The sequence below is a fragment of the Parashewanella hymeniacidonis genome, from assembly GCF_016900895.1.
GTDB lineage: Bacteria > Pseudomonadota > Gammaproteobacteria > Enterobacterales > Shewanellaceae > Parashewanella > Parashewanella hymeniacidonis.
In genome coordinates this window covers 1-25688 of record NZ_JAFEUN010000068.1, presented here as the reverse complement: position 1 = coordinate 25688, position 25688 = coordinate 1, and the positions used below count along the sequence as shown (strand labels likewise).

The window sequence follows — 25688 nt, the reverse complement described above, 5'->3', positions numbered from 1 at the left end:
TTGACCATAGATCTTGGTTGAAAATTGACATGATGCGTTGCCTTATCTAGTGTAATTTACTGATCAGATCAACGAAACGATAATAAGTTCAATTTCCATAATATTTGTGTAGAAGAGTCAGGTTGAAGTCACCTGACTTGCCTCAAATTCTTTGGTTGTCGATTCATCAATAACTTCAAATTCTTCAAACGTTGACATTGCTTTTTCATTTCTTAATGCAATTTCAGTTCTTATTAGCCAGAGAACGTTTGTACAATTATGATCTTTAGCAACTTGATAAACCGTTTCTCGACGGAAATTAGTAAGAGAAAGGTCTAACCCTGCTTTAATCAGTGCTTGAAAAGTTTCATAATGATTCATTTTTGCTGCAAAGTGTGAGAGAGGTTCATCTACAATCCGAATATCAAAATCAACTCCATTTTGACAAAGCCATTGAACAGCAGCACTTCGCTTATTTAAAATTGCAACATATATTGGTGTATTAGTTATGGTGTTACCTGAATTTACACTTGCACCATGTTTCAGTAACTTTTGTGCAGTTTTGATGCCTCCTTTTTCAATGCAAAGGCTCATGCACGTCCAATTCCCCCTTTTTGATATTGCATCAATTTCTCTAATAGGACAGTACTCTAATAATGCGTCAATTGCCTTCTGATTTGATGTTGCTACTGCCTTTTGCAGTGGAGTATATCCTTGAAAATCTTCAACTGCATTTGCATCGGCTCCAGCCATTCCAAGTAACTTTATGTTTTCATTTGCCCCATGTAGACTTGCGATATGAAGTGCTGTTTGACCTGCTGGAGTTTTAAAATTCAATTTTAAATGTACTACATCCAAGATCTGTTTCAACTGTTTATTAGATCTATTATTTTTTGCAAGCTCTAAAATAGTTAGTTCAGCAATTGGTATGTTTGGGAGGCTGTTTAGGTAAATATTCAGGAACCCAGATAGTTCATGTGTACCAAAGTACTTCACTACATCAAGCGGGTTTTCACCAATACCTAATTCATAGATTTTTCTGGTTAAATTTTCGCAGGGTTTAGCGCCAAAACAAAGAAGTACATTGCAGCAGATAACCCGCTTATGTTGAAATGCAAGTTCTAATGCTGTCAAACCCGAATTGTTAGTTAATTCAGGGTCAGCGCCTTTTTTGAGAAAAAATTTCATGATATCAGTTTGACCATTGATAGCAGCTACCATTAATGGCGTGTTATTTTTATCTCTAAATCGTATATTTAAATCCGCTCCAGATCGATATAGCGCATTGACTAACCTCTGAGCATCAGCCTGTAAAGCCATATTAAGTAATGAGTCGTACTCATTTTGAGTTTGCAAGTTAATGTCTTCGTAACAGATTTTGTCCAGCAGTAGGGATATCGCAGTTTCATCTTTCCGTGTGACGGCTAGTTGGGTGGGTGTTAATCCATCATTATTAATAGTTGAGTGCACTTTTGCACCTAGGTTTAATACAGTCTCGATTGATTCTGGAACTCCAGATTGTACTGCGTAATGCAAAATAGTATTGCCAAGTTCATCAGTTAACTCAGTTATTAACGTTACGTATTCAGGCACAGATACGTCTACTATTGACTTTCTTTTCTTTAATTTATCAAATAACATTATTTCCGGAATTGTACTGGAAGGCTCTCTTTTTAAGATAAATCTGGTGATGTTGCTCAGTTTTAATTTACAGGCTCTTCGAAGCACTTCTAACTCATTTTTCCCTAATCCTGAATCCAATAACGTAGCTTTGCTGATGGTTGGATTTGGAGGGCACAATATTAAAAGAGTGTCAAACAGCTTAGGTTTTTTATACAGAGCGCAAAGTTGAAAGACCGAACGTCCCTGCTTATCTGAGCGTGTAAAGTCTGCACCAAATTCAGCGAGAAGATGAATGGCTGACGTGTTCTGTGCCATAACGGCACATAGAAGGGGAGTTGGTTGGCTTCCACTACAGAAAGTATCAACTTCTGCACCATTCTCCAATAAGAAGCGCATTATTTCGGTTCGCTCACATATCATTGCCATTTCTAATCGGCTTGGTGAGTTATGCTTTGCAGTCCTAGGCCTATTGATATCAAAAGTGTGTTTGTGGTTCATCATTATGCTGACGATGTCATACTTTGAAAGGTAAACAGCTAGTTCAAGGGGAGTAAAATTATCAGCATTCGTGACTGAGTGAATATCTGCTCCTTTAAATATTAACGCTTCTACAACTGATTTATCGCAGCTTTCTATTGCGAGATGCAACAAGGTGTTTTGACACTCATCTTGGCATTCCAGAGTTAAATCTGGATGAGTTTTCAAAATATTCAGGGCTTCTTGAGAGTCTCCGTCTTTGATCGCTTGGTAAAGTATACATTCAGCAAGAGGGAATTCGACGATTCTTCCAAATAGGACATGAGCAATCGCATCTAATTCCATTTGCTGAATTTGATATAGGGTGGAAATTTGAAATACTTCGACATCTTGAGGAAATATTTTCTTTCTGATCATTAGAGCTTGCGTACTTAGTGAAGAGCCTTGAGGTTTACTTGATGCAAATGTAGCTCCCCACTTTATCAAGGTATTACAAGTATTAAGATCATTTCTTTTGACAGCAAGAGTCAGTGCGGTTTGGTTTGATTCATTTGTCGAATTTATCGATACACCATGTTTTACAAAAATAACAATACCATGATGAAACCCTAATTGAGCCGAGAGTAGAAAAGCTGCTTCATAGGCTTGTCCTTCTGTTGTACTACTCTGTCTCAGCGTTAGTTTTAATATATCGGCATCTTCTAATTTAACAACGAGGCTCAGGATGGTTTCGTGATATGGTGGCAATGTAGATTGTAAGTCGCCGATATTGGTATACTTTAATAGAATCTTTATAACTTCTTTATCACCATTGATAAATGCAATGCCAAGTGGTGTATTACCAATGCAATTTTTAATTTCGTTTGAACGTGAATTGTATTTAGCGACTAACTCAACGACGTCTCTATCTCCATTTAGCAATGCTAAATGCAAAAGGGTATTTCCTTGTTTATCGACAGGACCTTCGGTGAAATTTGTTGAAATGAGTGATTCAATTAAAGAAACTTTTGAGTGCTTTATCGCATATTGTAATAAATAACTTTGTTGTTCAGCAGGTAGAAGTAACAGGCTTTCATCCAGAAATTCTTGCTTATCTTCAAGAGGAAGTAGAGACTCACAGTGTTGAAAAAGCTTAAAACCTGAGTTAATTGAATCAAGTAATGTTTCTATAAACTGGTCTTCAGTAATGGGTAGTGAGTGATTTAAATTTTTCCTTACCCCAGGTTGTAATATAAAATTATTAAGTTTAGGTGAATCACAAAAAGAACTTTCTTGCTCACCACTGTATTTAACTGAAAAATCTCTTTCATAATCTATTGTTCTATTTTTCAATTCCGTAAGTTGGGTATTTTCCGTAATATCTGTGTTTTCTGCTTCACTTAGTTGGTGTTCAATTGTTTCTTGTGCATTTATAGATGAAGCTTCATCATCAAAGCTGTTAATCGTCTCATCATTTAGTACTGCCTTACTGTTCAGATGTCTCATTTCAAACGCATTTTCATGATGTGAAGAACTTTCATTTTCAAATTGTTCAGAAGCATCTTCATCCGTAATAGTTTGGCCTGAATTGAATTCGTTGATTTTACCTCTAATGTCTCCAAACGGAGATAGCTCAACCATTGCGCCTTTTATAAAAGTTACCGTATATATTTTTTCACGCACAGAGTCGTCTCTAATGAAACGAAAGGTGACATATGAACTTTTGAGGGTCAGCATATCTTTAGCAATAGTCGAAAATAATTCGCTACTGGCTTTATTACGAAGATCTATTGTGTATGTGGGCTGCAAAATTTACAATATAATGAATTTGTGACAATGATAATTTTAGCAATAACTTTATTAACTTTCTCAATTGTAAAATAAGATTAATTTAACTTGAGATAATATTTTTAAGATCTACAACATAGAAGCTCAAATGAATACTTGTGAGATCGTGGTTGCTGATGCTGAACTCAGGTTTTAGTAGTAAAATAGCTTTATGAATTAAATTTTGTAACCAGTTTAATTAACGTTTTTTTTGTAATGTTTTGGTTCAGCAATAAGTTCAAATTTTCTTGAAAGCTTTTTTGTTGTTCATTAACAATAAATCTTTCGAAAAAGTGATGCTGTAAATCATGTTCAATACTGTAATTGAATAAGTAGCCTGCCAGATCCTTTTGCCATTCTTTTGCATAGAAATTTGGACCTGAATCAATCATTCCATCAAAATTGAATAAGTAATCACTGTTAATTGGTAGTTGAGCCTTTAATGCTGACGTCGTTTGTGAAAGTAACTCATGCTTTGAAATACCTTGCTTCATATAAAAGCGTAAAGCGATTTTAGCTCTTAGAATATTGAGTTGCGTTAAGTAATTTTTAACTAAAATTTGTCTATAGTTTTGTTCGTGTTGCTTTAATCGAGAGCGAATAAAATACTGCGCTAGCCACTGCTCACCTATATTGTTCGAATCACCATCTTCTATGGCATTGGTAGTTAGGTAACTATGAGAAGCTTTTGCAAAATCAGTAACTAGTTTTGCTAATTGTTGCAGCAAGTATTTTTGCTGCTTTTGTGTAGTTAAAACTTCTGCTGTAAATAACTGTGCTTGCGCAAACTGATAACTGACAATTGGATAACGAATCATATCTGATGGCGTCTGAGTTTGAGCATTTGTTATCAATATAATGTCACCAAGCAGATGCTCTTTATACCATAAGCGGATTACCTGATTTTCTATGAAATCATACCGTATTGAAAATTTCGTTAGGTCTTGGAGTGCCTCTAAAATAAGTGTCTTAGCTATAACTTTTGTTTTAGTTTTAGGAGGTTTGTGAGCTTTGGCTAGCTCTGAACCAATATTCCACGGTAGGCTCGCTTTTAATGCAGATTTTAGATTCAGATATTGCTCAATTAATTCTGGTGTATCTAAGTAGTTATTAGCAATGGTTAGGTGAGTGTAATCTGCATAGCCATTATTTTTAGCTTGCAGTGTTCGGATTTTTTTTATCTCGTTAAGTGCTCTCTTAAGGTAAGGTCGATGGTAAAATTTATCCCATACCAGTTTTCGGCATTCCTGATTTGGCTGCTTAATAAGGTAACTAGAAATAGAGTATTCTTCTTCAAAGCCAAACTGCATATGACCATTTAAGGCACAATTAATATTTCCAACTGAAATTCGAGCTGTTCTTGCTTTCAGATTACTTCTAAAGATCGCTTCCATCGTGCGCAACCTTGCTAAATTATTTTCAGATAGAAGCAGCTGTTTTGAATCCTGGAGTTTTAAACCGAGTAATTTATGTTTAGGTAATGAGGATTTCGTTAAGGCGCCGATGAAACTTGAAGAATAATCTGAACGAATAAAGTTATCCCAAATTTGGACTAATTCCATTTGGCAATTAATGAGCTTTTCAGTGGTACTGGTATTTAGAGGGTACTGTCTTAAATAATTTAAACCATCACTGATGTTATTAAGAACAAGGCTTTGTTGTTCATAGCGATGTTGTTGCTCTGAGAGAGACGCAGCTTCAGGAAGTTGAATACTCGGTAAGTTTTCGCATTGAGAAGAGAGCACATTGATTAATGACGGCTCAGCTTTGACTTGAAAGCAAGCGAGCAGAAATAAAATGCAAAGGAGATATTTAGTCATTAACGTGCTAAGTGTCGATTATTCATGTGGTTAGGATAGATTGAAATTTAAGAACTGTGGAGTATTTAATTGTAATAAAAAATACTCCATCAGGCGAGATTACTTCAAATCGTGATTAGGTTCGTTTTTGGTTGCAACGATGGTCGCACGCATTGGAGCTGGATACCCTTCAACTGTTTTTGTCACGTCATTAGGATCAAGGTAATCCACTAACGATTCGTTTCGCATCCAATCTGTACGTCTTTGCTCGGCTAATGATGTAGTGTCTACATCTACACAGCGAACATCAATAAAGTCACACTTTTCTAGCCAACGTATCAACGCTTTAACTGATGGTAAGAACCAAACGTTGTTCATTTTTCCATAACGATCTTCAGGAACGAGAACGGTACTCTCGTCGCCTTCGACAACTAATGTTTCGAGTACTAACTCACCACCAGTTCTGAGTTGATCACGTAATTGCATGATATGATCGATAGGTGAGCGACGGTGATACAAAACACCCATCGAAAATACAGTATCGAACGCATCTAATGGTGGTAATTCTTCTATGCCCAAAGGCAATAAATGAATTGGTAAGTCAGGTGCATTTGTTAAACGTTTGATGGCTTCAAATTGGCAAAGAAATAAGCTCGATGGATCGATACCAACGACTCGTTTAGCTTCTTCTCCGAGCATACGCCACATGTGGTAACCACTACCACAACCTACATCAAGTACTGTTCTATTTTTTAACGAAGTGATATGTAGACTAACACGCTCCCACTTCCAATCGCTACGCCATTCTGTATCGATGTGAATGCCATGAATGTTATATGGACCTTTACGCCAAGGGTGAAAAAGTTGTAATAAGTTTTCTAACTTTTCTCTTTCTCCACGGGATAACTGTTCACCGGTCCCAACCGTAACGCTACTCGTGAAGTCGACATTATCTGGTGTTGGGTAGTTAAGTTTCCTGAGTACTTTTTCCCATTTTGGAAGAGTGCCGTGTTTATGGCTGCGTTGCCAGTTTCCTAATAGAGACGGAATGGTCTCTAACCAGTGGTTTAAATTTGAGCCAGCAATTTGCTGATAAAAAGAAGTAAAAGAAATCATTTAATTGCAACCATTGAAGCAAAGTTAAAACACTGGAACCAAATGCTGGCTTGTTGAAAGCCACATTCATTCAGCCTTGAAATATGTGATTCTGCAGTTTCTGTTCTCATTACATCTTCTAAGGCTGATCGCTTTTGGCTAATTTCGAGCTCACTGTAGCCATTCGCTCGTTTAAAATCGAGGTGCAGTTCATCCAATAAATGCTGTATTTTGGTGTTACTGAATTGTAGTTTTTCAGACAAAATCAAAACACCGCCTCCAACTAATCCATTGTAAATTTTTGTGATTAATTGTTTTCTAGCGGCAGGTTCTAAAAATTGCAAAGTAAAATTCAACACGACTACGGAAGCATTTTCAATATTGATGTTGTTAATATCGGCACAAACAAGCTCAACGGGGATGTCACTTCGATAAGCGCTAATATGCTCACTACAACGTTTGATCATCGATTCACTATTGTCAACGGCAATAATTTTCACGTTATCAGTCGATATTTTGCGACGCATACTTATCGTTGCGGTACCTAATGAGCATCCTAAATCATAGACATTGGTATTTTTTTGAACTGTCTGAGCGGCAATATCACCTATTGAAGCGATAATTTGCTCATAGTTAGGAATCGAGCGACGAATCATGTCATCGAAAACACCCGCAACATTATTATCAAATTTAAATTTATCAATAGTTGAGTGAGGGCGAGCGTATATCTTGTCCTGAGAATGAGTCATAGATTAAAAAGTGAATAAAAACTGTGGGTATTTTATCTAAGTGTCTGTGGTGGCAGCAAGTGGAAGGACTAGTATTTTCATTAAAAATCCTGTCTAATACATTTTATAAACAAATTGTTTACATGTGATCGCGCGCTAAGGAATGGCCTTGAAGACATTTATTCGATTATCCGCTCTTATTTTTTGTTCTTTCATTTCTTTTTTAAGTGTATGTAAAGAATCTCCATTGATCATTGCTGTCGGCAACGATAGTTTTCCTTTCCAATATCAAAATGATGTAGGAAATGCTGATGGATATCTGGTTGACCTATGGAAAGAGTGGAGTAAGTCGACGGATACACCTATTGAGTTTCGTGTTGCAAACTGGCCTGAAAGTCTAGAGTTGGTTGAAAATGGTACCGCAGATGTTCATGCTGGAATGGCGAGCACTCGTCCCAGAGAGGTGATTTTTGAATTCGGTGAGCCATTAGCCAATGTTTCAGCGCATCTATACGTACATCACTTAGCTGATCATGTTTCAACCCTTGAAGACGTGTCTGGATACGCCATCGGCATTGTCCAAGAGTCAGCTCATCAGGCATTACTTTCAAAATTAATCCCGGAAGCGAGTTTTAAAGTATTTGACTCCCGGACTTCGTTACTGGATGCAGCAACAAAAGGTGATATTTTAATTTTTGCAGGTTTGAATGGCTACCTTAGGGAGCGATCAAGACAGTTTGATATTACTGGATTATTCCCATATGAAAAAAGGATTAAAATATCTGAGATTCCACTACAAATTGCTACATCAAAGCGAAAAGCCAGTTCGTTATCGAAAATCAATGAAGGTTTTTCTCAATTAACCGATGCTTCAATAAGAGAAATAAAACAACGCTGGATAGGTTTTGACAGTCATCATGTCGCTGGTATTAGCGTCGCACTCTCCAAGGATAATGAGCCTTTTTCTGAATTTGGTGCTAATGGTATTCCACACGGACTTTATATTGATTTATGGCGCGCATGGTCTCAAGCGGCTAAGACAAAAGTTAACTTTGTTTTTTATGATAAAGATGAGAGTTTAACGGCCCTTAAAGAAGGAGACATTGAAGTTGTCATTGCTGATCCCTCAAGCCTAAATGATTCAGAATTGATAAATGCTTGGAAGCTGAATGATGTCAAACATAGGTTGTTCATTCACTCAGATAAAAACGAAAAAATAGATACGTTTGATAATTTAAAAATTGGTGTTTTAGAGGGGGTCAATTATTACGAAGATTTAAAAAAAGCACTTAATAAATCGAACATCGTAGTATTTAAAAGTGTCACTAATATGATGCAAGCATCAATAGAAGGAAACTTGGATGGTTTTATTGCGGCAGCCGCTGCAACTCAACATAAACTGCTGATAAATGAAATTTGGTCAGAGTTTTTTCAAGTTCCTGATGTTGAGTACAGTTCCCCTAATTATGTCGTCATTCAACGAGGAAATGATGGGTTAAAAAGAAAGCTCGTTGAAGGGTACAATCGCTTACCGTATAACCAGCTTTCTGAAATCGAAAAAAAGTGGGTTCTTAACCCTGCAGATCAAGTTCATTTAGTCTCAGATACCATTCTTACTCTTTCTGCGAATCAAATCGACTTTTTAGAAAAGTTACCCGTTCTTAAATTAGGTTATTTGAAAAGCTGGGCTCCTCTAGAATTTCAAGATGAAAATGGTCATTTTAACGGTATAAATGCTGATGTGATTGAGCACATTAAGACCCATTTAAAACTTAAAATTCGACCAATTGCATATGATACTTGGCCTCAATTGTTAAATGCACTAAAAACGGGTGACGTTGATATTGTCGGCAGCGTAGCTAAATCGAATGATAGAGAAAAGAGTTTTGAGTTTTCTAGCTCTTATTGGCCAACATCTTGGGCAATCGTATCTCGATTCGAACATGCCGGGTTATTTAGTTTGAACCAGCTGAGTAATTTAAAGGTTGCTCTGGTAAACGGTTATGATGTGAAAGATAAACTGCTTTCGATAAGTCCTTCCATCAAGATTATTCCAGTAGATAATACACAATCTGGTGTTGAAGCAGTTGCAAATGGAAAAGCAGATATCTTCATTAACAAACTCATGACGTTAGCCTCACTGATGAAAAGTGAAGGTTATCATGATTTAAACTTATCTTTATTACCCGAAATATCGATGCAGCAAAGCCATTTTGGCGTAAACCCTAAATATAACGAACTCATTCCACTTTTGAATATTGCTTTGGATCAATTAGATCAAACCAAAAAACAAGATATCTATTTAAAATGGGTACCTGGTGCAAACTTGAGTGAACACTACAAGTACCGCCGATGGATGGCGTACTTGTCAGTCATCTTAGCGATTGTGACGTTAAGCTTTCTCACCTACTGGCGAATGAATAATAAAGTTCAAAGAGAAAGAGTGAAGCGACATAAAGTTGAACAAAGAATCCAGTATTTGAATACTCATGATAATCTAACAGGGCTTTTAAATCGTCGATTACTCGATGATAGATTGACAAGCGCAGTGCTCACACATAGTCGAGAGCAAACACGTTTTGCAGTAATGTTTATTGGTTTAGATAACTTTAAACTCGTCAACGAAATGAAAGGGTACAGTCATGGTGATGAATTATTGGTGGCTGTTGCTAATGCATTAGCAGGAACCATTAGAAAATCGGATACCTTAGCTCGCTTCGGTAGTGATGAGTTTGTTATTGTTTTAAACCGAGCGCAAGAATTTGATGCAGTTTGCCAAGTCGCAGAAAATGCCCTTGTAGCGTTAAATCGTGTCATTGAAGCACAAGTGCCCGACGTGCCTGTTACCGCAAGCATTGGTGTGGCATTTTATCCTATGGATGCCGATAACCCTATTGAACTCTTAAAGCAGGCTGATAAGTTAATGCAGCTTGCTAAAGATAACCCTGAAAACAGTTATATGACGAGCTAGTTATTACCTTAATTAACCTGAGCTTTGCATATGCAGTGCTCAGGTAATTAGTCCTTTTATCATTTCCTCACTTCAAAAAACACAAACTTGGTTGAACATTAGCCGACCAGTTTGATAATTGCTTTGGTTAACCGAATTCTTTCTCTATAATGAGTCACTTTCTAGAAGTTCCGATCATTTATAAAGGATAAAAATTAAATGCGCAGTCATTATTGTGGGGACGTGAACATTGCTCACGTTGGTGAAGAAGTAACCTTAGTAGGTTGGGTCAACCGTAGTCGCGATCTTGGTGGCGTAGTATTTTTGGACTTAAGAGATCGTGAAGGCTTAATTCAGGTTGTTTACGATCCAGATTTACCTGAAGTATTTGATACAGCAAGCAGCCTACGTGCAGAATTTTGTGTTCAAGTAAAAGGTCTTGTGCGTGCTCGTCCTGACAGCCAAGTGAACAAAGGCATGAAAACGGGTGAGATTGAAGTTTTAGGTAAAGAACTTACTATCATCAACAAAGCTGCGCCATTACCATTGAGTATGGACGATCACCAAAATAATAGTGAAGAAGCTCGCTTAAAATATCGTTACTTAGATTTACGTCGTCCTGAAATGGCTGACCGATTAATTTTCCGCTCAAAAGTGACAAGTGCAGTTCGTCGCTTCCTTGATGACAGTGGCTTTTTAGATATCGAAACTCCGATTTTGACGAAAGCTACACCAGAAGGCGCACGTGATTATTTAGTACCAAGCCGTACTTATAAAGGTCAATTCTTTGCTCTTCCTCAATCGCCACAAATCTTCAAACAATTATTGATGATGTCTGGCTTTGATCGTTACTATCAAATCGTTAAATGCTTCCGTGATGAAGATTTACGTGCCGATCGTCAACCAGAATTTACCCAAATTGATATCGAAACTTCATTTATGTCATCTGAGCAAGTGATGGCTAAAACGGAAGAAATGATACGTAAGTTATTCCAAGATTTATTAAACGTAGATTTAGGTGACTTCCCACGCATGAGCTACGAAGAAGCTATGCGTCGTTTTGGTTCAGACAAACCAGATTTACGTAACCCGCTTGAGCTAGTGGACGTTGCTGATTTAGTTAAAAATGTTGAATTTGCCGTATTTAAAGGCCCAGCAAATGATCCTGAAGGTCGTGTAACGGCACTTCGCATCCCAACTGGCGCTAAACTTTCACGTAAAAACATTGATGAATACACTAAGTATGTAGGCATCTATGGCGCTAAAGGCTTAGCTTGGATGAAAGTTAACGATTTAGAAGCAGGCATGGAAGGCATTCAGTCGCCAGTACTTAAGTTTTTAACCGAAGATATTGTAAAAGCGATTATTGAGCGCACAGGTGCACAAACGGGTGATATCATCTTGTTTGGTGCTGATAATGCAACAACGGTTGCTGAAGCTATGGGCGCATTACGCCTAAAAGCAGGTGAAGACTTTGACTTATTAGAAGGTGAGTGGAAACCGCTTTGGGTCGTTGACTTCCCAATGTTTGAAAAGCACAACGGCAGTTTACACGCAGTTCATCACCCATTTACAGCGCCACGTGGCATCACAGCAGAGCAGCTAGAAGCCGATCCAGCAAATCAAATTTCAGACGCTTATGACATGGTATTAAACGGTTGCGAATTAGGCGGTGGTTCTGTGCGTATTCACGATGCAGAAATGCAAGCTGCCGTTTTCCGTATTCTTGGTATTTCTGACGAAGAAGCAAAAGAGAAGTTTGGCTTCTTATTAGAAGCGCTTCGCTATGGCACACCACCACATGCTGGTTTAGCCTTTGGTCTTGATCGTATCATCATGTTGATGACTGGTGCACAGTCTATTCGTGATGTAATGGCGTTCCCTAAAACAACCACAGCGGCATGTCCATTAACGAACGCTCCAGGTTTTGCAAATCCTGATCAACTCAAAGATTTAGGAATTGATACAATAGCCAAAGAGCCTGAAGCCGAGTAAAGCTCAAATATCATAAGCATTAATACCGAGGCAATTGCCTCGGTGTTTTTTTCTGTAGTTAACAGGAGGTTTGTATGGCTGGACACAGTAAATGGGCCAATATCCGACACCGTAAAGCGGCACAAGATTCCAAGCGAGGTAAAATCTTTACTAAATTGATTCGTGAGCTGACTGTCGCAGCCAGAGAAAGCGGCTCAGATCCTGATTCTAACCCTCGTTTACGCTCTGCTATGGATAAAGCGCTTGGCGCAAATATGACTCGTGACACAATGGAACGTGCGATTAAACGTGGTGCAGGAGAACTTGAAGGTCAGCAATTAGAAGTTATTATCTATGAAGGGTATGGGCCAGGCGGTACAGCTGTTATGGTTGAAACCATGACAGATAACCGCAACCGCACCGTGACTGGTGTTCGCCATGCATTTAATAAGTCTGGTGGTAATCTAGGTACTGACGGCTCAGTTTCTTACTTGTTTACCAAGCAAGGCATTATTTCATTTGCACCGGGTGTTGATGAAGATGCACTGATGGATGCAGCGCTTGAAGGTGGTGCTGAAGATGTAGTAACACATGAAGACTCAAGTATTGATGTGATCACGACTTCTGCTGATTTTTATCATGTTAAAGATGCATTAAAAATTGCTGGTTTTGAAGCAGACCATGATGAAATTGCTCAAACAGCCTCAACGAAAGCAGAGCTTGATGCAGAAACAGCAGCTAAATTTATGCGCTTGATAGATATGCTTGAAGAACATGATGATGTGCAAGACGTGTATCATAATGCTGAAATCTCTAATGAGATTATGGAACAGCTGGATTAATTACAAAAAGGCAAGGTATGCCAATAATTTTAGGCGTGGATCCCGGTTCTCGAATTACTGGTTATGGGATCATCGAGTGTACAGGTCGACAACAAACATATTTAGGTAGTGGCTGCATTCGCACCAGTGGTGATGATCTTGCAGCAAGACTTAAAATCATTTTTGATGGTTTATCTGAGATCATCACCCAGTATCAACCAGAGCAATTTGCTATTGAGCGTGTTTTTATGGCAAAAAATGCTGACTCGGCTTTAAAGCTTGGTCAAGCTCGAGGAGCCGCAATCGTTGCAGCAACGAATGCGGATTTGTCAGTTGCTGAATATTCAGCAACTCAAATTAAAAGTGCAGTCGTTGGCACAGGGCGAGCAAAAAAAGAACAGGTGCAACATATGGTGCAGCACTTGTTAAAGCTACCTGCTGCACCACAAGCTGATGCAGCTGATGCACTTGGTGTGGCTTTATGTCATTATCATACAATACAAAGTCTGGCTGCGATGTCAGGACAAGCAAAATCAAGAACATACGGAAGATATAAATGATTGGTCGAATTGCCGGAACATTAATCGAAAAACAAGCACCTGAAATTTTAATTGATGTCCAAGGCGTGGGTTATGAACTCCAAGTCCCTTTGACCTGTTTTTATGAATTACCTGAGCTTAATGAGTCCGTCGCACTATTTACACACTTTGTCGTTCGTGAAGATGCACAATTACTTTATGGCTTTACTACAAAGCAAGAAAGAGCTTTATTTCGTCTGCTGATAAAAACGAATGGCGTTGGTCCCAAACTAGCCTTAACCATCTTATCAGGTATGACAGCTTCTGAATTTGTAGATTGTGTGTCTAGAGATGATGTTGCAACACTTGTAAAATTACCTGGAGTAGGTAAAAAAACTGCAGAGCGTTTGCTTGTAGAGATGAAAGATAAACTCAAGAGTTTGATGGAAGCGTCACAAGGCAGTGAGCGTGAATTCGTACTTAAATCTGATTATGCTCCAAAACCAGATGTTAATACCGCTGAAGAAGATGCAATTGCAGCATTACTTTCTCTCGGTTATAAGCCTGCTCAAGCAAGCAAGTCGGTTTCTGCGGCGTATCAAGAAGGTGTTGATTCAGAAACTTTGATTAAAGCTGCACTCAAGTCGATGCTATAGAAACCGTTCCCAATTATTCATTTCGATTTGTTACTGCTTAAAATTGGCAAAATCAAGGCACCAAGAAAGAAGTTTAGTGAACTAAATGAATGATGAGTAACGACGATTTTGCCAATTTTAACGTAACCCGAAGGGCTGTGCATATTTTTTGTTTATTCTGTGTTGTCGAATTACTTATGTAGAGTGACTACACTTCGTATCCGACGCCTTGAATAAACAAAAAATCTACTACAGCAAATCGAAATAGATAGTTGGGAAAGGTTTCTTGTAAAAAGGGATTATTAAATGATTGAAGCAGATAGACTGATCGCACCTAAAATAGAGCCGCAAGAAGAAGCTGTTGATCGCGCAATGCGACCGAAAATGTTGTCGGACTATACTGGTCAAGATGACATTTGTGATCAATTACAGGTTTTTATTCAGGCAGCAAAAAACCGTAAAGAAGCGTTAGATCACATGCTCATTTATGGCCCTCCAGGTTTGGGTAAAACGACTTTGGCATTGATTGTAGCTAACGAAATGGGCGTGAATATTAAGTCCACTTCAGGCCCAGTACTAGAAAAAGCAGGGGATCTTGCGGCACTGCTGACCAATCTTGAAGAAGGCGATGTTCTTTTTATTGACGAAATCCATCGTCTAAGCCCAGTTGTGGAGGAAGTGCTTTATCCAGCAATGGAAGATTACCAGTTGGACATTATGATTGGTGAAGGGCCTGCTGCACGCTCTATCAAACTTGATTTACCACCATTCACATTAGTAGGCGCAACAACTCGAGCTGGAGCGTTAACTTCGCCATTACGTGCTCGTTTTGGTATACCACTGCGTCTAGAGTTTTATAACAATCAAGATTTATCAACCATTGTTGCCAGAAGTGCAGGCGTAATGGGACTAGAAGTTGAATCCGCAGGCGCACTTGAAATCGCTAAGCGCTCTCGTGGTACGCCGCGTATCGCTAACCGTTTACTACGCCGAGTGCGAGATTATGCTGAAGTAAAGCATGATGGTCGTATCACTCAATCAACGGCATCAATGGCGCTTGATTTATTGGATGTTGATGGTGAAGGTTTTGATTATATGGATAGAAAGCTTTTACTCGCCATTATTGAAAAATTTGATGGTGGACCGGTAGGCTTAGATAACTTAGCTGCTGCTATCGGAGAAGAGCGTGAAACCATTGAGGACGTATTAGAGCCATTCTTAATCCAACAAGGCTTTATTCAAAGAACTCATCGTGGACGTATTGCGACGCCAAGAGCTTATAAGCACTTCGATTATCAGATTTCGTCCGATTAATTAACCTTCACTTGTAATTTAGGTTCTAATCGCTTTCTTGTTGTAAAATACCCATAAGAAAGCGATTGAAGGTGATTGTAGTGCTAATAATTAGATCTGCAAGAGGTAAGCCGGTTTCAATTTCGCATGAAAGACTAAACAAAATCCATAAAGCGAAAAAGTTATCGGAAGCAACTCATATGGGCATTTGGGATAGAATCAAATGTCATTTTTTAGGTGCTGAAAAGCAGCTAGCTTGCACATTACTATATCGTGTTATTCATGGCTTTAAACCTGAAAAAGAAAATCCTTCTTCTAAAGTTATAGATACAGCGTTTAGATTGAATCACCTTGATGCTCTCGAACAACTGGTGGTTACTCCTGTGAGCGATGTCATTGAAAAGAAACTCGAGTTTGATGATCAAGCAGACGTAACGTTTACTATAACCTTTAAAGGCGCATCGGATCTCCCCATTGTATTTTCTTATAATTTATTAGAGAGCCATTTAAATAATGAGTTTGATAAATTTAAAAAAGAACTGCCACAACATACCTTTGAAGATATAAACCGTCTTACATTTGCCTTAAGAAATCACCCTCCACACTTATCAAAAAAAAATTCACGAATTTTTGTTCAGTGTTTAAGGAGTGTTCCATTTAAGCATTTAAAAAATCATGCAAGTAAAGTGAACTGTTCTTGTGTAGAAATTCCTGGCGTTCTACCATTGATTCCCTTAAAACGACCTTTTAATCCAGAGTTAATGGAGTTTGATAAATTTCTTTTGGAGCAAGTATTTCCGGCTCAAATGCATGACAAGTTAGAAGAGCAATTGGAGATATTGCATTCATCATACCCTTTCAAAGTTCAAGAAATAACTAAAAAAATGGAAGCATTAAGGTGGATTGATACCCATTTGCCAATAAAGTACAAAGGCTTACTGAAAGTTAATGTAGAGAAATCTTCTGACTATCATCAGTCAGTAATTAGTCATGACAAAAGTGGGCGAATTTATAACGTAGATCTAGGAAACCCAGAATATATTATGTCTTACAAGTTGGACGGAATGGCAACTTGTATGCGAATTAATTTTGGTTCTAAAAGTGATTTGAAGGTAGGTGCAGTTGAAGCACGAAAAGTTAAATTAACAAATGCTTCAGGAATTTTAAATATTAGTGAAAAAGCCTCAGAAGTAGACGTTAGAGATTCTTTAAAGCAGGTGGTAATTGAGAGAAATGGAGAGATTTCAGGGGCCGTAGTCGATCCAACTAAAAAATCAAGTACTTTAAAAATGCTAAGCCAAAGTACATTAGATTGGCTTACTTTTGATCAAAAGTATGAGTATTTAGAAAATGAACTGAGAGGGTTCAATTTCTTTCAAAAATTTATGAATCCAGGGAAGTCTGTGGAGTATAATGCGGAAGATGATGGCGCTGATACTTGGCTACCCGATTGGTATATGGATGTTAAAGAAACTATTACAGATGTACGAAGGCAAATGCAGCGTCCTTTTTATTTAGGAATTATTGATGGCTCTAAAGATTAAATAATAGGCATTAGAATATGAAAACAATAATAATTACAGGCGCCTCGAGAGGCATTGGCCGTGCAATCAGTTTGCAACTAAGTAAAACCTATCATGTTATAGCACTAGCACGTAGCCTACCTGAGCTCGAAGATTTAGCTAAAGAATCCAGTAATATCAGTATCTATAACGTTGATATTACTGATTATGGTGCTCTCAAAAATACCGTCTCTAATATTCTTGAACTGCATAAAGATATTTACGGGCTCATTAATAATGCTGGTGTTGGTGTATTTAAATCGCTCGAAGATACAAGCATAGAAGAAATGCAACAGACGTTTAATGTGAATGTTATGGGGGCTTTTTACCTGAATAAACTATTAATTCCTAAGTTAAAAGAACAAAAAGCGGGGCATATCATCACCATTGAGTCTGATGTATCGAAACGTACTTTTGCGAATGGAAGTAGTTATTGTGCAAGTAAATATGCACAAGAAGGGATGTCAGCAAGTATGCGAGCGGAATTACGTCCATTCAATATCAAGGTTTCAAACTTGTATCCTGGTATGACGGATTCTTATTTTGCTGGAAGTGAACAAGGTGAAAAACATAAGGAAGACTGGTTAAAGCCAGAAGATATCGCTCAAGCTGTTGAGTATGTATTATCGACCCCTCAAAATGTAGTTATTGATGAGTTGATGATTCATCCTATGTGCCAAGAATACTAGCTCAGCGAGTATTTATACCCATGATACTTGAACATGCATGTTTCAGGACTTTTTCAGCGCCAATTCTTTGAGGCGAATTAGCGAAGGAATATCGGGATTCTTTCGAGCTAATGTAACAAAGAAGAATTGGCGCTGAGAAGTCCACGCAGTGCGAGTTGCACAGCGTGTTACTCTGTGTTGCAAGTGCTAACAATAGCTCACTATTGCCGCACACCGTCGCCTTGATTAACAAGTTGTGCATTCTCGCTGAAATCGAGCATCTTCAGGTATCATGGGTATAAAGTGTGAAATAGGTGCTAATTAGCATTTTAGTTGGCATTATTCATTCAAAGCTCTCAATTATTAATCTCTTTACACTATATTTGCGTATAATAATGCAGTTAATGAGCTATTGGATTAGTCTATGCGGTTAAATGATTTTGAGAAGCGTGTCGTAAATCACCCTGTGAGGTTTTGGATACAAGATAATATCGAAGCGCCAATGCTTTTAAGGATGTTTACAAGAAAGCCACAGCATATTGACTCTGTATTAGAGATAGGGTGTGGGTTTGGTAATGGCATTTCAATGATACAAAACCATTTTTCACCAAATCAATTAATGGCCATTGATTATGATAAAGAAATGGTTAATTCAGCAAGGTCTAAACACTCGGGTAAGGAAAATACAAATCTCATTAATGCAGATGGTTCGGATTTGCCATTTTTGAATAATAGGTTTGATATGGTTTTTAATTTTGCTGTGTTTCATCATATACCTGATTGGCAAAAAACAGTAAAAGAAACATATAGAGTACTTAAGCCAACGGGTTATTTTGTTATCGAAGATTTATATAGGACTGCGATTTGTAATCCGCTCTCCAAAAGGATATTTGATCATCCTCAGACTAACCGATTCAATCATCGTGAGTTGATAGATGAATTAAAGAAAGCAGGGTTTAAAATCCGTAAGGAACACAACTTACTTAATTTGGCCGGAAGCATCCTTGCTCAAAAGTGATTTAAACATTAGATAATTTTTTGCTGCCAGAATTAAAAAGCTTTCCAAGTAAAACCATGAACATTGCACCTAATAATACCGGAGTAAAATAAATCCCCAGCTTTGCGAAGTTATCACGGCCAATAATACTGTTGCCCCCTCTGGTGGATGAGTCGTTTTATTCAACATCATCAGTCACAAAACTGAGATTTAGCTATATAATGTCATGGCATCAGTATTTTTGTGAGTGATGATTAGCAAGACCTTTATCGCTTTAGTTATTTTAGCTCTATAAAAGCATCATGTTCAAAGTTGGAATGATGTTTAAATTTAATAACTTCTGTGTGTAACCACCCTCAGGGTTAATCATTGATATTCTGCCCTGTTCAAATTTAAAACATTCGTCCAAATTGTATTTCATTTCTTGGACATTTACTCCTTTTTGGCTGTCGATTATTATAGCTTTCATTTGGTTATATTCATTTTGGCTGAGTTTATATTTTGCAAGCGCATCAATACCTGCTTGTGAATGTTCGTTTCGTCTAGTTTGTTCAAAATTAACATGCGATTGAGTTCTAGCTGGTGTGATACTAGGTTGTGGAGTTGGAACAGCTCTGGATGGTGAGCTTGGTCTCTGACAGTATTCCATTCCTTTCTGCGTACACAATGTATGGTAGATATGTTGGAGTTGATTTCTTTTCTGGGGGGTTTGAAGTAACCTGCCAGGGTCTTGTATCACAATACCATTTGATGTCTGTTTGACCATGTTTTTGATCATAGCAGCATTCAAACCTATCTTTCTTCCGTCTTTCAAAGTCTCTCGTACAAGGGCCTTGTACTCATCAGTGGATACCTTTGTTGAATTCATTGTTATAATAACATTTTCAAAGTGATGATTATCAGTTCTTTCAATGTCACTAAACTCAGAAGGTCTTGATGGCACTTCAGATACTCTATTCGCACTTGCTCGCACTCCTGGTGTCGAAGTTTCATTTTGTCGATGTAGTTGGTGAGGATTAGAGTGTGAATGCAAGGGGCGAATCATTTGAGATGAGGCTTGATGTAGATAAGCTGGCCCAGTATATCTACTTTGTAATTCATTGTGAGACGGATTATGCTGTGCAGTCCATGAATTAGTGCAAATAGAAGTTCCTGAGCTAGAGTTAAGAGGTTGTTGATTGTGAAAATTTGATGCCTGTTGAGAGTGAGCTGGTAATGATTGATATTTAGCACCAGTTACAGAATTAGAAAATCCACTCGTTGGAGTAGTTTGTGACCCTACTCTAGGGTAATATGATTCATGAGCTCTGAATGCTTGTCCACTAACTTGATGTGCCATAAGAACTATCTCTGCAATAAAAAATTCATACAATAATTATGGACTCATTTTTAATTATTTTGTGTTAAGGTTTAGTGAATAAAATTTAAGGTCATTACTTTGAAAAATCTAAAAAGCAGTCATAATCTTAGTGAAAGATTTAAGTGGATAGGATAAAAAATAAAAATCATTTAAGTCAATTTTGAGATGACATATAGATGGCTCTTATAAAGACTAAAAAGTTAAGTATTTTGAATGGCAAACAATAACTATAATTTGAATTTTTTTTATTAAAATTACAATTTAGATTATCTTGAGATGATATTTATAGTTCAATTTTTAAATTAATTTTATCTACTAGATTAATTTGCCGTTGATGCTTTTTATCTGACATCCTAAAATAAAATTACGTTTGGATTCTCCAAATACATTCCCAACCTAATAAAAAAATGCTCACTCTCTCAGGGCAAGATCGCGAATGTTTTTTTTAGCAGTTAGCAACTTAAATTTGACCGAGATCTCAGTTTATGATCTTATACTTCCTTTACGGAAGTACATTATGAACTTAGAATTATTTTTTCAAATTTTCGGTAAGCTAGATGATGAGCACCAAGCTTCAAAAGTTACTTACTCCCTTTTTGACATCTTATTTACTAGGGGCTGTTGATCTATGTTTAATAATTCAGTTGAGCAATAAATCGCCTTAATCGAGGCGGAAATAGTGCAATTTAGTCAACTAAATAAACTATTTTCAACACAGAGTAAGGCGATTTAGACTCAGCCCGTAGGGCAATGGTTATTTTTAACGCTATCTGCATTGTCACTGCGCTCATTTAGAAGAACTAAATAACGCTTGTTCCGCTTTGCTATCGTCAAAAAATAATCATTGCTGAAAATATCAACAAAGATCAACAGCCCCTAGTCTTTACGCCGTCATCGCAGGGGCTGATGGCTGGAAAGATATTCAGGAATATGCCGAAGGTCATTTAGATTGGTTTCAAAAGAATGGCTTTTTGAAATTCAATTAAATTCAGTAGCCATACATAATACCTGTTGTTCGGGTCATATTTTAACATTGGCTTTTGATTTTCTAAGTTAAATTGGATTCATGATAAACATTAATATACTCAGGTATAAAATGAGTACTTACTTTATGAGAGGTAATGATCGGTATATTGTTGTTTATGAAAAAGAGGAGTGATTAAAGATAATCGAGATAATGGGAGCATCAGCTCCCAAACGTTTATTGTAAGCTTACTAAGACGATAGAACTTCAAATAAATGCTTATTTTCTTCAGATAAAGACTCAATGGGCGTCAGTACTGCACATTCTAATGAGTGATTACAACGGCTTGAACACATCGCTGTTGTACCTTGGATATAGGTTTCCAAAACTTGTTTAGCCTTTGCCAAACTTGAACCATATCGGCTTATTACTTGTTCAACCGTAACATGATGCTTGGGGTCGTCTTGCCAGCAATCGTAATCGGTTGCAATACCGATAGTACAATAACAAATCTGTGCTTCACGGGCTAAAAACACTTCTGGGACATTAGTCATGCCCACTAAATCAGCATTGACTGCATTTTTTAAGAATAAACTTTCTGCTTTAGTACCGAGTCTTGGGCCATCAACGCAGGCATAGGTTTTGTTTCTGTGTAATGTTATGTCACACGCTACGGCAGCTTTAGCTATGCCATCGGCAAGCGATGAGCAGGTTGGTTCTGCGGTAGATACATGAGCCACTAAGCGATTACCAAAGAATGATTTTTCACGATGACCTTTTACAAAGTCAAAGTACTGATCTGCGATGGCTAAATCACCCGGTTTTACTTCCTGCTGCAAGCTACCCACTGCAGATAGTCCAATAATTTGTTTAACACCTAAACTTTTCAATGCCCAAATATTGGCTTTATAGTTTACTTCTGAAGGCAAAAGCTGGTGGTTGCTACCATGACGAGGTAAAAATAAAATCTCTTTACCATGATAAACGCCACGTACAATTTCAGCCGACGGTTCACCAAATGGTGTTGTAATATCGTGTTTTTCGACAGTGATGAGGCCATCAATATTATAAATACCTGTACCACCAATAATTGCTAACATCTTGTAATCCTTTTTAATTCAATCTTGATAAGTCTGAAACCCAATCTTTGATTTCATCGCGTACTCGGCGATAGTGGCTTAATGCTTCTTCAGGTGTATTCGCATCTCTTGCTAATTTTGGCGGATCATCAAATTGGCGTTTGATTAACTGCGTAGTTTGAGTAAAAGTAGGGCAGTTATTTGCTGCGTGCTCACAAACCGCAACAACATAATCGAATGTTTTGTTCTCAAATTCATTGAGTGTGTTTGATTGGTGACGACTAATATCAATCCCCACTTCTTGCATTACTTGCACAGCCGAAGGGTTAAGGCCATGTGATTCAATACCCGCAGAATAGCTTTCGAATTGCTCGCCCAACATTGCATTAGCAAAACCATGTGCCATTTGGCTGCGACAGGAATTACCCGTACATAAAAATAAAATCGATTTCATCGGATTTTCCTTTGTATTGTATTTCGCTACAGCTAGCGCCGTGAGCGAAGCAGCTATAACATCTGTGATGTTTCAAATTGACCTTTTTCTGCATACTTTCCGATAAAGTGTTCCCCATAAAGTAATCAGGATCATCATCAACCAGAGTGCAAGCGTATACCTGCATTGCAGTGCCTTTTTTGATGATCATTTTCGAGTTCGCACACATATAGTTTTCACGTTGCTGCTCAGTCTGATAGGCGGTCATACAGTGAGTCGTTATGTGCGGCACTGACGGCAACGACCCTGGTGGTAGAAAATCAGGAAATGCCACAATATGGGTTTGAGGAGGTATGCCATTTAATGAAAAAAGGTTTCGATATTGTTGATCGACTTCAGGCTGATTTTCATTGTTTGCAATATGACGCGCTAACGAGACCGAAAAACCATGCTGATGCAGTTTACGCATACCGATAAAAGCTTTGGCAAAGTTTCCTATGCCACGACCTTGGTCGTGTTCTTTTTCATTCGGAGAATCAATACTGATTCGAAATGAAACAGGGTGTTGATTTTTACTTTGCAGAGCAATAAGAGCATCAAGACGTTTAAGTAATGGCTCAGTGCCGTTAGTCAGCACTAAACAAGGCTTAAATTTTGAGGCGTAATCCAAAATTTCGACAATGTCCTTTGCTAAGAAGGGTTCGCCGCCTGTAAATGAAAACTGTTCGACGCCCATGCATAAGGCTTCATCAATATACGGGATGACTTCTTCAAGCTTTGGCGTTAACAAGCGCTTGTCTGAAGGGCTAGAACCCTCTAAGCAAAAACTGCACTCTAAATTACATTTGGTACCAGTATGGAACCACAGCTCTTTTAACGAATGCGGCTCAATGTAACCACGTTCATCACCTAATGGCGTGTGCGTCCAACTGCCCAATTGCTCTGCGATACTCATTAGCAGCAACTCGTCTTTTTAGCGGGAGCAGGGCTACAACAACCTGAAGCGCTTTGTTGTGGTTCAATTTGGAAATGAAAGTCTGCTTCTGAACGTTGATTTTGCGCTGCAAAGAAGCCTAAATGCTTAGAGTCATTCTCGATAAATTCAAAATACTTGTTGAAACGAGACTGTTTTAATGTGTGCCATTGGTTTCCACTCACATTGGTTACTTCGCCTTTTACAAAATAAGTTGACTGGTCAAAATGAAACGCTTGTTCGTGTTCAGTAATCGTACCCAAATATTTCACTTGATGGCCATAGTCTTGAGCATCAGTTTCTAAACCATCAGCTTTGAATAAGCGGTAAGTGGCCGAAGTAAAGCGAATGTCTTCAAGTTTTGCTGCCAGCTCATCATTATCGACGGTAATAACACGACTGCTTACCAATCTAGGCTCAGCAAAACCTAAGTGTTTGGCTAGATTTTCAAAGTCATTCCAGTATAAAGCGCCACTTAGGCATTCACCGTACAATAATGGGTCTTCAACTAAGTGACTTGGTACTCGTCGGTCGGCATATACGTCAGAAAAGTAAATCTCGCCACCCGGTTTTAGAATGCGGAAGACTTCTTTGAGTACTGCATTTTTATCAGGACTTAAATTGATAACGCAATTTGATATCACTACATCGATGCTGTTATCTGGAATGTTCAGTTCATCCAGCTTTTCAATGTAGCCTTTTAAAAACGTAGTGTTTGGTTTAGCAAAACCAAATTTATTTTGATGATATTCGATGTGTTTATTGGCAACAGCTAATTGTTCATCGGTCATATCCACACCAATAACTGAGCCGCTTTCGCCGACCAGCTGTGCTAAGGCGTAACAATCGCGACCTGCACCACAGCCCAAATCAAGAATATGACAACCTGCTAATGATTCTGGAGTCACTAACCCACAGCCGTAGTATCGAGTAAGTACTTCATCATGAATATTTGAAAGTACGGTTTTCATCAGCGTTGATAGGCCATCATCGGTACAACACGCATTGGTTTGCAGGTCGTCAGAGCCCGCTAGTACCTTGCCGTAATAATCTTTAACGACGTCATGGGTTGATTCATTGTTTGTATCTTTATCGTTTGGCGAGTTGCAACATTGAGAGGTGCTAGTCATCTTGAGTCTCTCCTGAAAAGTGAAATAAGTTGTTAATGAGCTTAACCAAAGCTCGTCTGGCAGGACGGTTATCGCCATCAAGATCATCTATTGATTTTTTTAAGTCAGTGACATAGTCAACATCATAACCAGCAACGGCTGTAGCAACGGTTAATTGTTGCTGCTTACAGGTTTGCTTGAGTTCAGAGCCTAAAGAATATGTGCTCCAAGCGAGATCTTTGATGTTAGGCCAAGGTGTGTTATTTGCCATAATGACCACTCCGCCATCATCGGCATGACTGAGGGCAATATCATTACTCTGTAATTCAGTAAGCACTGACTGATAGTGTACCTGATTCAAGATAGGTGCATCGGTGCCAATAAAAGTGAGTTGCTTATGGCCTAATTTTCTTAGCTCACTGTCGATGTAGTTGAGCCTTTGACCAAGATTACCGCTAATACCGTTGGGTAGTTGAGACATTACCATGGCACTTGGCATTTGTGATTTCATCCATTGCTTATCTTCATGATGTGCACAGGCAAAGACAACATTGCCAGTCCAAGCTTGAGCATCCTCAATCGCACATACCAATAAAGCGTGGGCAACTTTTAATGCGTTTTCAGGTGTAGTTCCTTCTGTTAGCCGTTGCTTACCTTGATGCAGCTTTGGCCTTTTACAGAAAATAACAAGTGTGGGTAATGGTGCTTTCATCAATCTGTGTTTTATTGAAAAATTAAAACCACGTCCTTTGGGCGTGGTAATCAGCGACAGGCTATGCCTGTAGCATCCACTCATGTTAAGACTTTTCTAGTTGTCCCCACAACAAAGAAAGGTCTATAACATG

Annotated in this window: 20 protein-coding genes; 9 read left to right on the top strand and 11 right to left on the bottom strand. The window is 38.2% G+C overall.

What is annotated here, in order from left to right; genetic code table 11:
- Positions 1–117 precede the first annotated feature (117 nt).
- The 4 genes from JQC92_RS14030 to cmoA all read right to left on the bottom strand — a co-directional run bounded on the left by JQC92_RS14030 (position 118) and on the right by cmoA (position 7528).
- Positions 118–3741: an ankyrin repeat domain-containing protein gene (locus JQC92_RS14030; RefSeq protein ID WP_205000225.1), complete on the bottom strand. Its 3624-nt coding sequence runs from the start codon at positions 3739–3741 to the stop codon at positions 118–120.
- Between the two features lie 314 nt (positions 3742–4055).
- Positions 4056–5705 carry a hypothetical protein gene (locus JQC92_RS14025; RefSeq protein WP_205000224.1) on the bottom strand — a complete coding sequence of 550 codons (1650 nt, stop codon included), beginning with the start codon at positions 5703–5705 and terminating at the stop codon, positions 4056–4058.
- Positions 5706–5804: 99 nt separating this feature from the next.
- Entirely contained in the window at positions 5805–6800 is a 996-nt protein-coding gene (gene cmoB, locus JQC92_RS14020) for a tRNA 5-methoxyuridine(34)/uridine 5-oxyacetic acid(34) synthase CmoB (RefSeq protein WP_205000223.1), read from the bottom strand.
- Positions 6797–7528, bottom strand: coding sequence for a carboxy-S-adenosyl-L-methionine synthase CmoA (gene cmoA, locus JQC92_RS14015; RefSeq protein WP_205000222.1), 732 nt, complete (start codon positions 7526–7528; stop codon positions 6797–6799). The genes cmoB and cmoA overlap by 4 nt, the downstream gene beginning before the upstream one ends.
- Positions 7529–7676: 148 nt before the next feature.
- On the opposite strand from cmoA, the gene JQC92_RS14010 reads away from it, so the two are divergent.
- The 9 genes from JQC92_RS14010 to JQC92_RS13970 all read left to right on the top strand — a co-directional run bounded on the left by JQC92_RS14010 (position 7677) and on the right by JQC92_RS13970 (position 18946).
- A complete protein-coding gene (locus JQC92_RS14010) occupies positions 7677–10478 on the top strand; it encodes a transporter substrate-binding domain-containing protein (RefSeq protein ID WP_205000221.1) in 2802 nt (933 codons plus the stop codon).
- Positions 10479–10676: 198 nt separating this feature from the next.
- The gene (gene aspS / locus JQC92_RS14005) at positions 10677–12452 is read left to right on the top strand and encodes an aspartate--tRNA ligase (RefSeq protein WP_205000220.1); all 1776 of its coding nucleotides are present in this window, start codon (positions 10677–10679) and stop codon (positions 12450–12452) included.
- Positions 12453–12526: 74 nt separating this feature from the next.
- The gene (locus tag JQC92_RS14000; RefSeq protein ID WP_205000219.1) at positions 12527–13273 is read left to right on the top strand and encodes a YebC/PmpR family DNA-binding transcriptional regulator; all 747 of its coding nucleotides are present in this window, start codon (positions 12527–12529) and stop codon (positions 13271–13273) included.
- Between the two features lie 17 nt (positions 13274–13290).
- Positions 13291–13812, top strand: a complete 522-nt coding sequence (gene ruvC, locus JQC92_RS13995; protein WP_205000218.1) for a crossover junction endodeoxyribonuclease RuvC — start codon at positions 13291–13293, stop codon at positions 13810–13812.
- Positions 13809–14426: a Holliday junction branch migration protein RuvA gene (gene ruvA / locus JQC92_RS13990; RefSeq protein WP_205000217.1), complete on the top strand. Its 618-nt coding sequence runs from the start codon at positions 13809–13811 to the stop codon at positions 14424–14426. The genes ruvC and ruvA overlap by 4 nt, the downstream gene beginning before the upstream one ends.
- Positions 14427–14711: 285 nt before the next feature.
- Positions 14712–15719, top strand: a complete 1008-nt coding sequence (gene ruvB / locus JQC92_RS13985; protein WP_205000216.1) for a Holliday junction branch migration DNA helicase RuvB — start codon at positions 14712–14714, stop codon at positions 15717–15719.
- A gap of 80 nt (positions 15720–15799) precedes the next feature.
- The gene (locus JQC92_RS13980; RefSeq protein WP_205000215.1) at positions 15800–17242 is read left to right on the top strand and encodes a hypothetical protein; all 1443 of its coding nucleotides are present in this window, start codon (positions 15800–15802) and stop codon (positions 17240–17242) included.
- 17 nt (positions 17243–17259) lie between these two features.
- Entirely contained in the window at positions 17260–17949 is a 690-nt protein-coding gene (locus JQC92_RS13975; protein WP_205000214.1) for an SDR family oxidoreductase, read from the top strand.
- A gap of 403 nt (positions 17950–18352) precedes the next feature.
- The gene (locus JQC92_RS13970; protein WP_205000213.1) at positions 18353–18946 is read left to right on the top strand and encodes a class I SAM-dependent methyltransferase; all 594 of its coding nucleotides are present in this window, start codon (positions 18353–18355) and stop codon (positions 18944–18946) included.
- 69 nt (positions 18947–19015) lie between these two features.
- Here the strand turns inward: JQC92_RS13970 and JQC92_RS23210 are convergent, their stop codons facing one another.
- The 7 genes from JQC92_RS23210 to JQC92_RS13940 all read right to left on the bottom strand — a co-directional run bounded on the left by JQC92_RS23210 (position 19016) and on the right by JQC92_RS13940 (position 25555).
- Positions 19016–19114, bottom strand: a complete 99-nt coding sequence (locus tag JQC92_RS23210; protein ID WP_420851321.1) for an HPP family protein — start codon at positions 19112–19114, stop codon at positions 19016–19018.
- 100 nt (positions 19115–19214) lie between these two features.
- On the bottom strand, positions 19215–20264 hold the full coding sequence (locus JQC92_RS13965) for a hypothetical protein (protein ID WP_205000212.1): 1050 nt from the start codon (positions 20262–20264) through the stop codon (positions 19215–19217).
- Between the two features lie 1236 nt (positions 20265–21500).
- A complete protein-coding gene (gene mtnP / locus JQC92_RS13960) occupies positions 21501–22349 on the bottom strand; it encodes an S-methyl-5'-thioadenosine phosphorylase (RefSeq protein WP_205000211.1) in 849 nt (282 codons plus the stop codon).
- Positions 22350–22362: 13 nt separating this feature from the next.
- Positions 22363–22782 carry an arsenate reductase ArsC gene (locus JQC92_RS13955; protein WP_205000210.1) on the bottom strand — a complete coding sequence of 140 codons (420 nt, stop codon included), beginning with the start codon at positions 22780–22782 and terminating at the stop codon, positions 22363–22365.
- Positions 22751–23716 (bottom strand): radical SAM protein, encoded by a 966-nt coding sequence (locus tag JQC92_RS13950; RefSeq protein ID WP_205000209.1) that lies wholly within the window; start codon positions 23714–23716, stop codon positions 22751–22753. The genes JQC92_RS13955 and JQC92_RS13950 overlap by 32 nt, the downstream gene beginning before the upstream one ends.
- Positions 23716–24864 (bottom strand): methyltransferase domain-containing protein, encoded by a 1149-nt coding sequence (locus JQC92_RS13945; RefSeq protein WP_205000208.1) that lies wholly within the window; start codon positions 24862–24864, stop codon positions 23716–23718. Before JQC92_RS13945 ends, JQC92_RS13950 begins: the two co-directional genes overlap by 1 nt.
- Complete coding sequence (locus JQC92_RS13940; protein WP_205000207.1) at positions 24857–25555, bottom strand: DUF2064 domain-containing protein; 699 nt, start codon at positions 25553–25555, stop codon at positions 24857–24859. Before JQC92_RS13940 ends, JQC92_RS13945 begins: the two co-directional genes overlap by 8 nt.
- Between the last annotated feature and the right edge of the window lie 133 nt (positions 25556–25688).

Excerpts from the sequence above, each read along its gene's own strand:
- JQC92_RS13955 (WP_205000210.1), bottom strand. The coding sequence starts at position 22,782 with ATGAAATCGATTTTATTTTTATGTACGGGTAATTCCTGTCGCAGCCAA.
- aspS (WP_205000220.1), top strand. The coding sequence starts at position 10,677 with ATGCGCAGTCATTATTGTGGGGACGTGAACATTGCTCACGTTGGTGAA.
- JQC92_RS14000 (WP_205000219.1), top strand. The coding sequence starts at position 12,527 with ATGGCTGGACACAGTAAATGGGCCAATATCCGACACCGTAAAGCGGCA.
- JQC92_RS13940 (WP_205000207.1), bottom strand. The coding sequence starts at position 25,555 with ATGAAAGCACCATTACCCACACTTGTTATTTTCTGTAAAAGGCCAAAG.
- ruvB (WP_205000216.1), top strand. The coding sequence starts at position 14,712 with ATGATTGAAGCAGATAGACTGATCGCACCTAAAATAGAGCCGCAAGAA.
- JQC92_RS13945 (WP_205000208.1), bottom strand. The coding sequence starts at position 24,864 with ATGACTAGCACCTCTCAATGTTGCAACTCGCCAAACGATAAAGATACA.
- JQC92_RS13975 (WP_205000214.1), top strand. The coding sequence starts at position 17,260 with ATGAAAACAATAATAATTACAGGCGCCTCGAGAGGCATTGGCCGTGCA.
- JQC92_RS13970 (WP_205000213.1), top strand. The coding sequence starts at position 18,353 with ATGCGGTTAAATGATTTTGAGAAGCGTGTCGTAAATCACCCTGTGAGG.
- ruvC (WP_205000218.1), top strand. The coding sequence starts at position 13,291 with ATGCCAATAATTTTAGGCGTGGATCCCGGTTCTCGAATTACTGGTTAT.
- ruvA (WP_205000217.1), top strand. The coding sequence starts at position 13,809 with ATGATTGGTCGAATTGCCGGAACATTAATCGAAAAACAAGCACCTGAA.
- JQC92_RS14025 (WP_205000224.1), bottom strand. The coding sequence starts at position 5,705 with ATGACTAAATATCTCCTTTGCATTTTATTTCTGCTCGCTTGCTTTCAA.
- JQC92_RS13950 (WP_205000209.1), bottom strand. The coding sequence starts at position 23,716 with ATGAGTATCGCAGAGCAATTGGGCAGTTGGACGCACACGCCATTAGGT.
- cmoA (WP_205000222.1), bottom strand. The coding sequence starts at position 7,528 with ATGACTCATTCTCAGGACAAGATATACGCTCGCCCTCACTCAACTATT.
- mtnP (WP_205000211.1), bottom strand. The coding sequence starts at position 22,349 with ATGTTAGCAATTATTGGTGGTACAGGTATTTATAATATTGATGGCCTC.
- cmoB (WP_205000223.1), bottom strand. The coding sequence starts at position 6,800 with ATGATTTCTTTTACTTCTTTTTATCAGCAAATTGCTGGCTCAAATTTA.
- JQC92_RS23210 (WP_420851321.1), bottom strand. The coding sequence starts at position 19,114 with ATGTTGAATAAAACGACTCATCCACCAGAGGGGGCAACAGTATTATTG.
- JQC92_RS13965 (WP_205000212.1), bottom strand. The coding sequence starts at position 20,264 with ATGGCACATCAAGTTAGTGGACAAGCATTCAGAGCTCATGAATCATAT.